At 72.1% G+C, this 14,384-nt stretch carries 13 protein-coding genes; 11 read left to right on the top strand and 2 right to left on the bottom strand.

Translation table 11 applies throughout. From position 1 onward, the window contains the following. Positions 1-63 precede the first annotated feature (63 nt). From BMW85_RS24190 to BMW85_RS24140, 11 genes are all read left to right on the top strand, one after another. A complete protein-coding gene (locus BMW85_RS24190) occupies positions 64-1,338 on the top strand; it encodes an ABC transporter substrate-binding protein (protein WP_143082387.1) in 1,275 nt (424 codons plus the stop codon). Positions 1,339-1,495: 157 nt separating this feature from the next. Next, the gene (locus tag BMW85_RS24185; protein WP_091085429.1) at positions 1,496-1,882 is read left to right on the top strand and encodes a hypothetical protein; all 387 of its coding nucleotides are present in this window, start codon (positions 1,496-1,498) and stop codon (positions 1,880-1,882) included. Then, positions 1,879-2,775, top strand: a complete 897-nt coding sequence (locus tag BMW85_RS24180) for a hypothetical protein (protein WP_091085425.1) — start codon at positions 1,879-1,881, stop codon at positions 2,773-2,775. Before BMW85_RS24185 ends, BMW85_RS24180 begins: the two co-directional genes overlap by 4 nt. Before the next feature lie 120 nt (positions 2,776-2,895). Then, positions 2,896-6,411 (top strand): CHAT domain-containing protein, encoded by a 3,516-nt coding sequence (locus tag BMW85_RS24175; protein WP_091085423.1) that lies wholly within the window; start codon positions 2,896-2,898, stop codon positions 6,409-6,411. A gap of 142 nt (positions 6,412-6,553) precedes the next feature. After that, positions 6,554-8,380 carry a serine hydrolase domain-containing protein gene (locus tag BMW85_RS24170; RefSeq protein ID WP_177240856.1) on the top strand — a complete coding sequence of 609 codons (1,827 nt, stop codon included), beginning with the start codon at positions 6,554-6,556 and terminating at the stop codon, positions 8,378-8,380. Positions 8,381-8,398: 18 nt separating this feature from the next. Continuing rightward, entirely contained in the window at positions 8,399-9,535 is a 1,137-nt protein-coding gene (locus BMW85_RS24165) for a sensor histidine kinase (protein ID WP_091085418.1), read from the top strand. Continuing rightward, positions 9,532-10,197 (top strand): response regulator, encoded by a 666-nt coding sequence (locus BMW85_RS24160; protein ID WP_091085416.1) that lies wholly within the window; start codon positions 9,532-9,534, stop codon positions 10,195-10,197. Before BMW85_RS24165 ends, BMW85_RS24160 begins: the two co-directional genes overlap by 4 nt. A gap of 78 nt (positions 10,198-10,275) precedes the next feature. Then, complete coding sequence (locus tag BMW85_RS24155) at positions 10,276-10,608, top strand: ArsR/SmtB family transcription factor (protein WP_091085414.1); 333 nt, start codon at positions 10,276-10,278, stop codon at positions 10,606-10,608. Next, positions 10,608-11,075, top strand: coding sequence for an SRPBCC family protein (locus BMW85_RS24150; RefSeq protein ID WP_091085412.1), 468 nt, complete (start codon positions 10,608-10,610; stop codon positions 11,073-11,075). The genes BMW85_RS24155 and BMW85_RS24150 overlap by 1 nt, the downstream gene beginning before the upstream one ends. Before the next feature lie 26 nt (positions 11,076-11,101). After that, a complete protein-coding gene (locus BMW85_RS24145) occupies positions 11,102-11,488 on the top strand; it encodes a DUF6069 family protein (protein WP_091085411.1) in 387 nt (128 codons plus the stop codon). Positions 11,489-11,573: 85 nt separating this feature from the next. Next, positions 11,574-12,566 carry a hypothetical protein gene (locus tag BMW85_RS24140; protein ID WP_143082386.1) on the top strand — a complete coding sequence of 331 codons (993 nt, stop codon included), beginning with the start codon at positions 11,574-11,576 and terminating at the stop codon, positions 12,564-12,566. Between the two features lie 25 nt (positions 12,567-12,591). On the opposite strand, the gene BMW85_RS24135 is transcribed toward BMW85_RS24140, so the two are convergent. Both BMW85_RS24135 and BMW85_RS24130 read right to left on the bottom strand, forming a co-directional pair. Further along, a complete protein-coding gene (locus BMW85_RS24135) occupies positions 12,592-13,584 on the bottom strand; it encodes an aldo/keto reductase (RefSeq protein ID WP_091085405.1) in 993 nt (330 codons plus the stop codon). A 24-nt stretch (positions 13,585-13,608) separates the two neighbouring features. Further along, entirely contained in the window at positions 13,609-14,208 is a 600-nt protein-coding gene (locus BMW85_RS24130) for an NADPH-dependent FMN reductase (protein ID WP_091085402.1), read from the bottom strand. Positions 14,209-14,384 lie beyond the last annotated feature (176 nt).

The raw sequence follows: 14,384 nt of genomic DNA, 5'->3' as shown, positions 1-14,384 counted from the left end.
GGTCATCGTGCTGTGCGATCACCGGACCGGAACAGGTCCTCCATCCCCCCAGGAGGCGAACCCGTGGGCTCTGGCAAGAAACCGCTGATGGCGATGGTGCTGGCCACCGTCGTGCTGGCGACCACCGTGGCGTGCGGTGGTGAAGGCGCCGGCGGCGGAACCGAACTGCGGTTCTTCTACTGGGGCAGTGAGGCGCGGCGCAAGATGACGGAGGAGGCGATCAGGAAGTTCGAGGAGAAGCACCCGGACATCAAGGTCGTGGGCGAGTTCTCCGGCTTCGCGGACTACTACGAGACGCTGGCCACCAAGGTCGCCGCCGACGAGGCGCCGGACGTCATCACGATCGAGATCCGCGGCCTGCGCGAGTACGCCGAGCGCGGCACGCTGGCCGACCTCACCGACGCCGTCGACACCGCCGACATCGACGCCAAGGTGCTGGCCACCGGCACCATCGGCGGCAAGCGGTACGCCATCCCCACCGGCGTCAACGCCTGGTCCCTCGTCGTGGACCCGGAGGCGTTCCGCAAGGCCGGCCAGAAGCTGCCGGACGACACCAAATGGACCTGGGACGAGTACGCGTCCCTGGCGGCGGCGATCACCGCCGGGACCGGCGGCCGGATCTACGGCGCGCAGCAGGCGTTCAACCCCGCCTTCCTGCAGATCTTCGCCGCCCAGCGGGGCGAGCGCTTCTACGACGGCAACAGGATCGGCGTCTCGCCCAGGACGTTGAAGGCGTGGTGGGCCCTGCACCGCAAACTGGTCGACACCAAGGGCTCTCCCGGTGTCGCCAGGACCGTGGAGCTGGCCGCCCAGAACGTGGACCGTTCGCTGTTCGCCACCGGCAACGTCGCTATGGGCATGTGGTGGAGCAACGAGCTCGGCGCGATCAGCAAGGCGGCGGGCGGCAAGCAGCTCGGCCTGCTGCGCATGCCGAAGGCGGGTGACGCCGCGTCGGGCGGCATGTTCCTGCAGCCCGCGATGTTCTACACCGTCGCGGAGCGGTCCCCGCACCGGGCGGCGGCGGCCACGTTCATCGACTTCATGGTCAACGATCCGGACGCGGGCGGCATCGTGCTCAGCGACCGCGGGTTGCCGGCCAACGCCAAGGTGCTGGCGGCGGTCACCGGCAAGCTTCCCGACGTGGACAAGAAGACCGTGGCGTTCCTGAAGGAGGTCGCGGGCGAGCTCACGGACCCGCCCTCCGCGCCGCCGAAGCTGGCCAGCGCCATGGAGGACATCCTCCGGAGGTACACGCACGAGGTGCTGTTCGGCCGGATGAGCCCGGACGCCGCCGCCCAGAAGTTCGTCACGGAGGCCAACGCCTCGATCGCCGGCTGAGCTCCGGAGGCGCGTGATCACCGCTCGCGGCGCCTGGCCTCCGGGTCCAGGACCTCGAGCCGGCCGGTGCCCGGTTGTTCTACATTGGCGCTGCTGATGCAAGACCTCGACAAGAGTCCCCTCGCAGGAGGGGGACGACCGGAACTGAGGAGGCCGTGTGGCCGTCGGCGTCGATGTCAAGATCGCGAGCTTCTGCCGGGAGCTCGGCGACGACACCCTGGAGGGGATCGCCCGGGAGGAGAACGCGCTCGCGGCCTACCTCCGGGCCCGTTCCGCGATCCAGGCGGGCCGGGTCGACCAGGAGCTGGAGGCGGATCTCGACGCGCTGGACGAGGCCGTCCTGTCCGCCACCGGCCAGGGGCTCTTCCCCTCCGGCAGCCGCGCCTTCCAGCCGCTGCCGGGAGCCCAGGAGACGGGCGGCGCCCGGTTCTGGGAGTGCCCCCGCGGGCTGTGCTCCGGACGCGGCCGGGTCAGGCCGGGACAACCGGCTCCGTCGTGCGGCGCGTCGGGAGAGCCGCTGAAGTCCGGGCCCCTGCCGCGGTGAACGGTTTCCTCGGCGAGATCGGCAAGAAGCTGGCCGAGCGGTGGGCGGCGCTCCTGGCCCTGCCGGGTCTGTTGTTCCTGGCGACCGCGGCCACGGCCGACACCCTGGGCTGGGCACATGCCCTCGACCTCGCCCGGCTCCGCGCGCGCATCGAACTGTGGGCCGCGGAGCCCGTCCTGCGCTCGGTCGGGGGCGCGGTGCTCACCGTCGCCGCCGTACTCGCCGGGTCCGTGGCGGCCGGGCTGGTCGCGGCGGCCCTCGGCCGGCTCCTGTCGCGCCTGTGGAACCTGCCCGGCCGCCGACCGCCGGCGAGCGTGCTGGCGGGCGTGCGCCGCCGCAGGTCGCGGCGGGCCAAGAGCGAGGCCGACGACCCCGCGGCGACGGCGCGGCAGGTCAGCGGGGCGATCGCCAGGGCCGACCGCGTCAGCCTGGTGCAGGCCGAGCGGCCGACCTGGATCGGTGACCGGCTGCACGCGTGCCGGGTGCGGGTCGAGGCGAGCTACGGGCTGGACCTCGACGCGGCCTGGCCCCGGCTCTGGCTGTTGCTGCCCGACACGGCCAGGACGGAGATCCTCGCTTCGCGCGAGGCGTACGACGCCTCGGCCCGGCTGATGGGGTGGGCGCTGCTCTACCTCCTGTTGACCGGCTGGTGGTGGCCCGCCGCCCTGATCGCCGCGGCGACGGGGGTCACCGCCTGGAGCAGGGCGCGGGCGAGCGCCGCCGGCTTCGCCGACCTCGTCGAGTCCGCCGTCGACCTGTACGGCAGGGAGCTCGCGGCCCGTCTCGGCCATTCCGTTCGCGACGACGGCCCGCTGACCGTCGCCGAAGGCGAGGCGATCACCACGATGACGCGCAAGTCGCGGTGGGATCCGCACTCGCCGCTCGCGGACTGATCCGGGCAGCCCGACGGGCGAACGGGCCGAGCCGCCCCGGCCCTGGCATCGGCCCTGGCTCCGGCTTCGGCTTCGGCGAAAGCCGGGGCGGAGCGGCCGGGCACGGCGTACGTTCGGGTCGTGCGCCAGGACCTCCTGTCCGTTGTCGCCGCCCGGGTGCTGGAGATGAGCGCCACCGGTGACCTGTCCGCGACCTCGGACCCCGAAGCCACGCGGCAGGCCCGGGCCCTGGCCGACTCCCTGGCGGCCGAGGACCTGCCCGAGGTCCGGGTCGTCCTGGGCTGGTGGCACTGGCTCCGCTACGGGGGCACCGGGGATCCGGGCGAGTTCCACCGCGCGGTCGAGCTGCTCGTGCCGTGCTTCCTCCTGGAGATCGACGCGCTGCCCGAGCCGATGCTTCCCGCGATCGCCGTGGCGGCGGTCGTACCCGCCGTGGACCTGCTGCGCCGTTCCTTCGAGGACGGGGCCGATCCCCAGCACCTGTCCGCCGTCGTCCGGCTGTGGCGGCGCATCACGGCGGCGGTGCCCGCCGGCGGCCGGGAGCAGGGCCTCTACCAGTCGCTGCTCTCCTCGGCGCTGCTCGAACGGTTCCTGCGCGCAGGCGACGACGCCGACCTGGAAGCCGCGCTCCAGGCGTCGGAGGGAGCGCTGCGGGCCGGCGCCGAACACGACCCGAGCAATCCCCGCCCCCTCTTCGACCACGCCCAGCTCCTCCTGGTGAGGCACCGGCGGTCGGGCCGCCGCGAGGACCTGGCCGCCGCGGCCGCCTGCGTCAGCCGCGCGGTCGAGATCGCGCCGCCCGGCGAGGTCCGCGCATCCGTCCTCTTCGAGCTGGGCCAGGCCCTCCAGCTGTGCTACCTCGCCTCCGGCGAGCGGGACGACCTCGACGCCGCGGTCGCCACGCTCAGCCTCGCCTTCTCCGCCGGGTCGCCCGGCGACGACTGGTGGGATCCCTGCGTGGTGAAGCTCGGCGGCCTGCTGGCCGCCCAGTACGAGCACTTCGGCGACGTCCCTGCCCTGAACCTGATGATCGAGGTGTACGGCAAGGCGTCGGCGGCCGACCCGGACGACCGCTGGCGGGGCCTGCTCGCGATGGCCCTTCACCACAGGTTCAAACGCACCGGGCAGCCGGAGGACCTGGACGAGGCCGTACGGCTCGGCGATCCAGGACCCGGGTACGTGCCGTCCGACGGCGCCGACGCCGAAGGGCTGGCCCAGTGGGCCGCCATCCTCCAGACCCGCTTCGAGGAACACGGCGACCCGGCGGTCCTCAACGCCTGCCTCGACGCCCACCGCCGGGCTTTGCGGGTTCCCGGCCCGCACCCGGCGCACCGGCACTCCGGCTACGCCAACTCGCTGCGCGCCCGCTACCAGCAGACGGGGGATCTCGCCGATCTCGACGAGTCCGTCTCCGTGCACCGGCAGGCTCTGGAGCTCGCCCAGGGGTCGCCGGGGAACGATCTGCCCATGTTCAGCTCCAACCTCGGGCTGGCGCTGGTCGCCCGGTTCGAGCGGACCGCGCGGGAGGACGACCTGGACGAGGCGGTCGAGCTGCACCGGCAGGCCGCGTCCACGGGCAGCCGGGACGACGTGCGCTGGGGTCTGCTCCACGCGAACCTCGGGGGCGCGCTGATGAGACGCGTCGAGCTGCGCGCCACGGCCGGCGAACGCGCCGAGAGCGGCGGTGACCCCGGCGCGGCCGACGACGACCTCGGCGAGGCGATCGAGGCGTTGCGCGCCGCCGTGGCCGCGGCGCCTCCCGGCCACCGGGACCGGGGACGCTACCTGGTCAACCTGAGCAGCGCGCTGGTGCTGCGGCAGCAGCGCACCTCGGAGCACGCCTTGCTCGCCGAAGCGGAGGACCTGCTGCGGGAGGCCGTCACCTGCCAGCCGGACGGCCATCCCGACCAGGCGTCCGTCCGCCTCGCGCTCGGGCAGGTCCTGCGCGCGCGCTTCGACCGGGAGGGCGGTGAGTCGCGGCGTGCCGAGGCGGTGTCGGCCTTCGTACGGGCAGCCGAGAACACGGCGGCGCCCCTCACCCTGCGCATCCAGGCCTATCAGGCGGCCTCGTCGCTGGTCGCGGAGTCGGCGCCGGGCCGGGCCGCGGATCTGCTGGAGGCCGCCGTACGGCTGCTTCCGCACCTGGCCGCCCGCCAGCTCGGCCGGGACGGGCAGCAGGACCTGCTCAAGGAGTTCAGGACGCTGACGGGGGAGGCCGCCGCCCTGGCCCTGACCCGCCCCGAGTCCGGCCCGGCGCAGGCTCTGCGGCTGCTGGAGACCGGCCGGGCCGTCCTGCTCAGCCAGGCGCTGGACGTCCGCGCCGATCTGAGCGCGCTGCGCGAGCGCGATCCCGAGCTGGCCCGCCGCTACCTCGAACTCAACGACCGCCTCTCCCAGCCGCAGGGGCCGGCCGTCCCCGGGCCGAGGCCGCTGTCCGCCGCCGACCCGCACCACACCGCGCAGGAGCTGTCGGAGACGGTGGCGGCCATCCGGAGACTCGACGGCTTCGCGACCTTCCTGGAGCCGCCGACGCTGGAGGAGCTGCTGGACGAGACCGCGCAGGGCCCGATCGTGACCTTCAACCTCAGCCGCACCCGTGGCGACGCGCTGCTGCTGACCTCCGACGGCGTCCAGGCACTGCCGCTGCCGGGCATGGACGCCACGGCGACGCTCGAGAAGGTCATCGAGTTCTACGGCGCGCTCCACATCACGCAGACGGGGACGACCCTGTCGGAGCGGGCGACGGCCCAGGCCGCCATGAACGAGGTCCTCGAATGGTTGTGGCGGGCGGCGGCCCGTCCGGTCCTCGACGCCCTGCGGCTCGGCCCCGTCGCCGGCGGCGGCGGCGCATGGCCCAGGATCTGGTGGGCGTCCGGCGGCATCCTGTCGCTGCTTCCCCTGCACGCCGCCGGCGTACGCGGCTCCGAGTCCGACGCCGTGCTCCACCGGGTCGTCTCCTCCTACGTCCCCACGGTCCGCGCCCTGCGGTACGCCCGCCGCCCGCTCCCGCCCGGCGACGGACGCGGCGGCGCCCTGGTCGTGGCGATGCCCACGACTCCCGGCGGGCCGGATCTGGAGCACGCCTCCGCCGAGGCGGCCGCCGTGGCCGGGCACCTTCCGCATGCCGTCGTCCTGGCGCCGGGGGAGCCGCGCGAACCCACCCGTGAGACCGTGCTCTCCCACTTGGCCACCAGTTCGATCGCCCACTTCGCCTGTCACGGGGCGATCCACCCGACGGACCTGTCCCGCAGCATGCTCGTCCTGCAGGACCACGCCACCGACCCGCTCACCGTGGCCGCCCTGAACGCGGTACGCCTCGAACACGCCGAGCTGGCCTATCTGTCCGCGTGCGTGACCGCGACCGGTCCCTCCGCCCAGCTGGCCGACGAGGCGATCCACCTGGCGACCGGGTTCCAGCTGGCCGGGTTCCGGAACGTCGTCGGCACCCTGTGGGAGATCCAGGACGAGTTCGCCGTCGACCTCGCCGACGCCTTCTACCGTGGCCTGACCACGGGGGCGGGAACGATCGACCCGGCGCGGTCCGCGTTCGCGCTGCACCACGCCGTACGGGAGCGGCGAGCACGACATCCCCGGACCCCGTCCCTGTGGGCGGCCCACATCCACGTGGGAGCGTGAACCGCCGAGCTCCTCGGCTGCGGGCGACGCCGTCGCGGCGGGCAGCTTGGCGCCTTGACCCGTCCCTCCCCCGAGCGGTGGAGGGACGGATGGGTGGCGTCGGCGATGTGTCGGCAGGGACGGGTGCATGACCCTTGACGGCATGTTGCTGAAACTCATGACCGCTCTGGCCTTGATGGCCGCCCCGGCTCAGGCGGTCGGGCCGCCGGCCTTGCCAGGGCTCGGCACCTTGGTCGATGAGCACGTCACCGCGGTGATGGCCGAGGACAAGGTCCCAGGCGTGGCGGTGACCGTGGTGGCCGGCGGCGAGCGGGTGGTGCACCAGGGGTACGGCTGGGCCGATGCGGAGCGGCGGGTGCCGGTGGATCCCGAAAGCACCCGCTTTCTCATCGGCTCGGAGACCAAACTGTTCACCGCCCAGGCCGCCCTGCAACTCGTGGACGCGGGCCGGCTGGATCTGGACGCGGACGTGAACACCTACCTGAAGTCCTTCCGGATCGACGACGCCTACCCGGGCCACCCGGTCACGTTGCGGCACCTGCTCACGCACACGGCCGGGTTCGACGAGGACTACGTCGTGGGCAGCGGCGCGGACGTGCTGCCGCTGGGCGAGGCGCTGGCCGCGCACCAGCCGGCGCGGGTGCGCCCGCCCGGCACCGGGGTGTCCTACAGCAACTATGGTGTCGCCCTGGCCGGATACCTCGTGCAGGTCGTTTCGGGCATGCCATTCGAAAAGTACGTGGAGCGGCAGGTGTTCCAGCCGCTCGGCATGGACGACTCGGTCATCGCCTGCGGCGGACTGCACGGCACCAAGGCCTACCTGGTGGACGGCACGCCGACGGCGGTCGACTGCGCGGACTTCGCCGCCTCCGGCGCGGGGCCGGCCTCGACCGCCGCCGACATGGCCGTCTACCTGCAGGCGCAGTTGTCGCGGGACGCGCGGCTCGGGCCCGGAGCGGCGGCCGAGATGCAACGCCGCCAGTACAGCGAGCATCCCAGCCTGGCCGGGATGGGATTCATGTGGGAGGAGCGGCCGTACAAGGGGCATCGGCTGCTGTTCAAGGGCGGCGACATGCCCGGCATGCACTCCTACATGTTCCTGCTGCCCGAGCAGGGCATCGGTGTTCATGTGATGTCCAACGGGGACGGCACGGGGCGGCACGGGCTGGACGGGTTCGCGCTGGTGGAGAAGATCATCGACCGGTACCTGCCGGGATCGGCGCCGCCGGAGGTCACGGCACTGGCGGGCGCGTCCTCGCGCGCCTACGAGGGCTGGTACCGGAGCAGCGGCGTCAGCCGCGGCAGCCTGCTCAAGGTGCGAGCGCTGACGGACACCCCCGTGCAGGTCACCGCCGCCGCCGACGGCAGCGTGGTCACCACGGGGCTCGGCGGCGGGGAGAAGCGCTGGATCCAGTTCGAACCGGGTGTCTTCCTGCAGGAGGGCGGATGGAGCCGCATCGCCTTCCCCGAGCCCGGTCAGCTCGCACTCGGCGGCCAGACCGTCGTGTTCGACCGGATCGGCTGGCTGGAGCACTCGTGGCTGCATCTCGGGCTGCTGGCGTGGGCGGTGCCGGCGTCGGTGATCGCCGTGATCGCGTATCCCGTGGCGCTGGCCGTACGCAGGATGCGTGGGCGGGTGATGCACGGGCCATGGGCGTGGCGGCTGGCGGCCTGGCTCGGCGGCGTCGCGGTGACGGTGTTCGTGGCCGGGTTCGGCTCGTTGCTCGCCGACGAGGGCCGGGCGTTGCCGCTGGTGCTGCGGGGGGCGCCCGTGCTGATCGGGTTGCTGGTCCTGGCGACGCTGACCGTGGCGCTGGCCGTCGCCCTGCTCGCGGGTGCGGTGCTCGCGTGGTGGCGGCGCTGGTGGTCGCCCTGGGCCAGGGCCGGCTACACGCTGGTCACGACGGGCGTCGTGGCGTTCGCCGTCGTGGCGGTCCTCTACAACTTCGTCGGCCCGCCGTACACCTGAGTAGGATTTCGCCCCGATATGTCAGTTATCGTCCGATCGTTCCGTCGGGTTTCCCCGCTGGCTGTGGACCTCGTGATCGCCCTGGTGGCGCTCGCCGCGCATGCGGCACCCTTCCTCCTGACGACCCGGGAGGCCGACCCGGCGGCGGGCTACACGCTCGGGCAGTACCTGCCCGTGCTCGGCCTGGCGCTGCCGCTGATCTGGCGGCGGCGTGCGCCACTGGCGGTCCTGGCGGCGGTGACGGCCGCGACGGGCGCGTACCTGCTCAACGACCCCGACACCGCCCCGCAGCCGATCCCCTACGCGCTGCTGATCGCGATCTACACGGTGGCCGCGTACGGCTCGCGCCGGGTCAGAGTCTGGGCGGTCACCCTGCTCGTCACCGGCGCCGGCGCTCAGCTCGCCGGGCTGGTGCTGAACCCGCCCAGCGCGGACACCACGGTGCGGGCGCTGGTGATGTACGTCGCGGCCTGGGCCATGGGCCGGGCCACGGCCAACCGGCGCACCCACGCCCGCCAGATCGAGCGCGACAGGCAGCGTGAAGCGGAGCGGGCCGTCGAGCGGGAGCGGACGGCGATCGCCCGGGACATGCACGACCTCCTCGGCCACGCCATCAGCCTGATCGTGGTGCAGGCGGAGGCCGGGCCCCTGGCCGTGCGCCCGGCACCGGAACGGGCCGAGGCCGCCTTCGACGCCATCGCCGCGACCGGGCGCGAGGCGATGGACCAGCTTCGCCGCCTGCTCGGGCTGCTCGGCACGTCCTCGCCCGGCGCTCCACCGACCGTGGCCAGGATCGAGGCGCTGGTGCACAGCGTGGACCGGGCCGGGCAACGGACCACGCTGACCGTCCACGGCACGCCGCGCCCGCTGCCCGCCGACGCGGAGGCCGCCGCCTACCGGATCGTGCAGGAGGCGCTCACCAACGCGGTCAAGCATGCCCAGGCGGTCGCGGTGGCCGTCGAACTGCACTGGAGGCAGGACACGCTCATGATCGGAATCACCGACGACGGCCGAGGTCACACCGGCGGCTCGGGTCACGGGCTGATCGGCATCCGCGAGCGGGCGGCGGCCTGCGGCGGGTCGGCGGCCTTCGGCCCTGGGCCGGACGGGCGCGGCTTCGCCGTCACGGTGCACCTGACGGGAACCGCCTCGTGACGATCCGCGTGGTGGTAGCCGATGATCATGAGCTCATGCGCAGCGGCTTCGCCCTGATCCTGGACACCCAGCCGGACATCACGGTCGTGGCCGAGGCCGCCGACGGCGCCCATGCCCTCGCGGCGGTCCGCGCGCACGCACCCGACATCGCCCTGCTCGACATCCACATGCCCGTCATGGACGGCATCGAGGCCGCCAGGACGATCTGCGCCGAGACCGGCACCAAGGTCGTCATCCTGACCGTCTTCGACCAGGACGAGTACGTCTACGAGGCCCTGCACGCCGGAGCCAGCGGCTTCCTGCTCAAGGACGTGCGGCGCGACGACCTCGTGCACGCCGTCCGGGTCGTGACGGCCGGGGAATCGCTGCTGGCGCCCGCCGTGACCAGAAAGCTGATCGACGACCTGGTCCGGCGCTCGGCCCGCCCGCCGATCGCGATACCGGGGATGGACACCCTGACCGGCAGGGAACGGGAGACCCTCGCCCTGCTCGGGCAGGGGTTGTCCAACCCTGAGATAGCCGCGGCCCTGGTGGTCAGCGAGCACACCGTGAAGACCCACGTCAGCAACGTGCTGTCCAAGCTCGGTCTGCGCGACCGCATTCAGGCGGTCATCTGCGCCTACGAATCCGGCCTCGTTCATCCGGGCCGCTGGCGCCGTTGAGGAGCGGGCCCCGTCGGTCCACCTACCGGTCACTCCTACTTGTTGAACCTTTTGGTTCAGTGTCGTACACTGAACCATATGGTTCAGCAAGAGGTCCTTGACCGGACGTTCGCCGCCCTGGCGGATCCGACGCGACGACAGATCCTCGTCCGGCTCGGCCAGGGTCCCGCCACGATCGGTGAGTTGGCCGAGCCGTTCGACATGTCGCTCACCGGCATGAAGAAGCACGTGCACGTCCTGGAGAACGCCGGGCTCGTCACCACGGAGAAGGTCGGGCGATCACGGCGATGTCGCCTGGGCGCCGAACGACTGGAGGACGCCATGTCCTGGATCAGGTTCTACCAGCGGCTCTGGGAGCGCCGGCTCGACGGCCTCGACGCCTACTTCACTCTCAAGAAGGAAGACGACTGATGACCCAGAACATCGACACCGCCCAACTGCGCCTCAGCCGGGTCCTGCCCGCGACCCCGGAAGAGGTCTTCGACGCCTACACCGACGCCGAGAAGCAGAAGATCTGGTTCAGCATCCTCGACGAGACGCCCGGCTTCGTGGAGATCGAGGTGGACCTGCGCGTCGGAGGCCGGCAGACGGCCGTGTGGGGACCCGACGCCGACACGTTGTTCCGGGAGACCCAGACCTTCCTGGTCATCGACCGTCCGCACCGCCTGGTCACCGAGTCCACCGGCGTCAGCCCGGACGGCATGACCATGACGACCACGGTCGAGGTCACCTTCGCGGAGCACGACGGCGGGACCCTCCTCAGCGTGGTGCAGTCCGGATTCCCGGCGGCCGAGATGCGCGACTTCTTCGTGCGGGAGGTCTGGGCAGGTGCGCTCGACCGCATCGAGACGTACCTGCGCCGCGAACGGCGGCTCTGACGGACGCGCAGAGCGCGGAGAGCCGGATGAACACCTCGAAGACCGTCGTCGCCACGGTGACGGCCGCGCTGTTGCTCAACCTCGCCATCTACGGGCTCGGGCGTGCCGCCGGCGGCGGCTTCCGGTTCACCGCCGCCGGCCGGCCCGCCGAGGTCGACGCGCTCACCGTCGCCGGCTTCACCGCCCTGCCGTTGCTGGCAGGGATGACCGTGGTGGCGGTGCTCGCCCGCATCTGGCCATGGGTGGTGCCCACGGCGTTGGTCGTCGCCCCGGCGATCGCGCTCGGGACCATCCCGGTCATGACGATTCCCGCAGATTTCGACGACCCCAGCAAGATCGCGTTGGCGTTGTGCCATGTCGCCCTCGCGCCCGTGACCGTCGCCGGTCTACTGAGACTACGGCGCCGTAGGTAAATCGGAATGGGCAGGGAACTGGTACGCTCCGGGCTGCCGTGGATCATCATCCCGTTGCTTTGCCAAGTCCCGGAGGCACCTTTCCATGCGCCGTTTTCCAGCCCTCTTATCCGCCCTGATCGTCGGCCCGGCGGCCATGCTCGCGGTTCCGTCCGCGGCGGAGGCCGCCGTTCCCGATGTCGTCCGCGCGGTACGCGAGCGGCTCGCCACCGGCGCGAGCGTGCAGTTCACACAGTACGGCTCCGTGGAAATCAACAGCCGGAACAAATACACCAATCACACGGCCAGGGTATTCCGCTACAACCCGATGCAGGAAGGGACGCTGGTCCTCGGCAGAGGCGGGGTCGTCGCGGCGAGCATCACGCGGCGAGTGGATTTCAACCGTCACCTCCTTCCGCTCGCCAAGGAGCGCGCGGCCGAAGGCGACCCGGTCTCCCGGAGCCTGCTCGCGCAGACCCGGCCGCACCGCTGGATCAACACCAAGGGCCGTTTCTACACCACGGGACGGCTGTGGACCGCGGACCTGCCCCAGGGAAAGACCTGGGCGCGGCGCGGCAACCGTGGAGCGGGCGCCACGGCCTTCGGCGACCACGTCATCAACATCTTCGAACTCGGGACGCTGAAAGCGCTCATCGCCGACGCCGACGAGAAGAAATTCAATCTGCCGAACCCCGCGGGTAAGACCGCGGACCTCAAGCGGACCGGTTATTACCGCGGCAGCCTCACGTTCGCCGAACTGTACGCACTCTCGCCCACTTTCCGGCAGGTCGCAGGGAAGCGGCCCGACGCGAGTTACGCGAACAAGGTCGTGAGCTGGACGCTCTACTTCGACGCGAAAGGGCTGCCCTTCAAATTCGGCTCGGGCTTCTCCACGCAGGAGAAGGAGAAGTACTACACCCAGGGAGGCGCCACGACGGACATCGTGAGCTGGGGCCCGCCCAGGAACATCGCGCCGCCCAGGCCGAATCAGGTCGGTGTCGTCCGCGCGCCTGCCGACGGTCTGCCGGAATTCGACGACCTCGCGGAACTCGCCCAGGTGAAGGCGCCGACTACGGAGCCGGCGTGGGAATCGAGCTGAGCTGAGACGCCGGCCTGGTGCCGGGTCAGCGGCCGTCGAGGTGGGGGAGTGCGTCGCCGTAGATGTCCGGGCTGCGGTCCGCCGCGCCGACGAAGTCACCCGGGAAGCCCAGCTCGAACGGCACCGCCGACTCCAGCCGCCGCATCGCCTCCTCCGGCAGGTCCCGCGCCACGGCCGAGGCGCCCAGGTTGTCCTTGAGCTGCCCGGCGCCGCTCGTGCCGAGGATGGGGTGCACGCCGCGCCGCAGCGCCCACGCGAGCGCGACTTGTGAGGCCGTCACGCCGAGCTCGCCGGCCACGTCCAGCACGGCCCGGACGGCGGCCTGGTCCCGCTCGCCGACGGACTCGGGCGACACCCGTGAGGCCGCCGCGCCTGGCTCGGCGTACCGGCCGGACAGCACGCCCCGCGCGAGCACGCCCCACGCCGCCACGCTGATCCCGGACGCCTGCGCCATCGGCAGCAGCTCCCGCTCGATGTCGCGCTGCAGCAGGCTGTAGGGCACTTGAAGGCCCGCGAACGGTGTCCACCCGCGCCACTCGGCGAGCGTGTTGGCCCGGCTGACCACCCATGCCGGCGCGTCGGAGATGCCGACGTAGAGCACCTTCCCCGCGCGGACCACGTCGTCCAGCGCCCGCATCGTCTCCTCGATCGGCGTGTGCCGGTCCCACACGTGCACCCACAGCAGGTCGAGGTAGTCGGTGCGCAGCCGCCGCAGGCTCCGCTCCAGCGACAGGACGAGGTTCTTGCGGTGGTTGCCGGCCGCGTTGAGGTCGGTGCGGTCACGGGTCGGGGTGTACTTCGTGGCCAGCACGTAGCGGTCGCGGCGGCCCCGCAGCAGCTCGCCCACGACCTTCTCGCTGTCGCCGTACATCGAGGCGGTGTCCACCACGTTGCCGCCCGACTCCTCGTACAGGTCGAAGATCCGCCGCACCTCCGGCGTCACCTCGTGGTAGATCATCGCGCCGAGGAACAGCTCCGACACTCTCAGGCCGGTACGGCCCAGCAACCGATAACGCATCACATGTCCTCCTATGTCGCCCGGTCAGGCCGCGGCCGGCTCGCGCAGCGTGCGCAGCGCCCTCGACCAGGCGATGACCTCGTCCAGCAGCTCCGTCAGGGTGGGCTCCTGGTGCGGGCCGGGTGCGATCACGCCGGGCTCTGCGGGGCCGCTGAGCTCGAAGTCGGTGAACGCCGACAGCGCCACCTGGGTGCGTACGTTGGCCGCGCCGACCTCGGTCATGACCTGGCGCAGGTGCTCGACCGCGCGCACGCCGCCGTGCACGCCGTGGCTGACGAAGCCGGCCGCCTTGTCGGCCCATTCGGCGTACAGGAAGTCGATGGCGTTCTTCAGCGCGGCGGGGGCGGAGTGGTTGTACTCCGGGGTGACGAACACGAACCCGTCGAAAGAGGCGACGGTCTCGGCCCAGCGCCGGGTGTGCGGGTGCCGGTAGTGGCCGAACAGGGCGGGTGCCGGCTCGTCCAGCACCGGCAGCGCGTACTCGGCGAGGTCGACGACCTCGAAGCCGGCCTCGCCGGCGACGGCGGCCCGGTGGCGGGCGGCGACCTCGGCGACCCAGCGGGCGGCGACCGCGCTGCGGCGGCGGGGGCGGGTGCTGCCGACGACGATGGCGATCCTGATCATGTGGTGTCTCCTCACGCTCCAGGCCGGACGTCCAGTAAAGTACAACGAGCGTGGCAAAAAGTAAAACGAGCATTGCACTTTGGGAGGACGTCGCGGATGACCAGGGAAGACAAGCGCAGGGCGATCCTGGCCGGCGCGCTGACGGTGTTCGCCCGCGACGGCTACACCCGTGCCGG

The sequence above is a fragment of the Nonomuraea wenchangensis genome, from assembly GCF_900111685.1.
GTDB classification, from domain to species: domain Bacteria; phylum Actinomycetota; class Actinomycetes; order Streptosporangiales; family Streptosporangiaceae; genus Nonomuraea; species Nonomuraea wenchangensis.
This window is presented reverse-complemented; position numbering and strand designations above follow the sequence as displayed.

What these genes read in the sequence shown, in the direction of transcription:
- BMW85_RS24170 (WP_177240856.1), top strand. Translation starts at nt 6,554, where the DNA reads ATGTTGCTGAAACTCATGACCGCTCTGGCCTTGATGGCCGCCCCGGCT.
- BMW85_RS24165 (WP_091085418.1), top strand. Translation starts at nt 8,399, where the DNA reads ATGTCAGTTATCGTCCGATCGTTCCGTCGGGTTTCCCCGCTGGCTGTG.
- BMW85_RS24155 (WP_091085414.1), top strand. Translation starts at nt 10,276, where the DNA reads ATGGTTCAGCAAGAGGTCCTTGACCGGACGTTCGCCGCCCTGGCGGAT.
- BMW85_RS24150 (WP_091085412.1), top strand. Translation starts at nt 10,608, where the DNA reads ATGACCCAGAACATCGACACCGCCCAACTGCGCCTCAGCCGGGTCCTG.
- BMW85_RS24145 (WP_091085411.1), top strand. Translation starts at nt 11,102, where the DNA reads ATGAACACCTCGAAGACCGTCGTCGCCACGGTGACGGCCGCGCTGTTG.
- BMW85_RS24140 (WP_143082386.1), top strand. Translation starts at nt 11,574, where the DNA reads ATGCGCCGTTTTCCAGCCCTCTTATCCGCCCTGATCGTCGGCCCGGCG.
- BMW85_RS24135 (WP_091085405.1), bottom strand. Translation starts at nt 13,584, where the DNA reads ATGCGTTATCGGTTGCTGGGCCGTACCGGCCTGAGAGTGTCGGAGCTG.
- BMW85_RS24130 (WP_091085402.1), bottom strand. Translation starts at nt 14,208, where the DNA reads ATGATCAGGATCGCCATCGTCGTCGGCAGCACCCGCCCCCGCCGCCGC.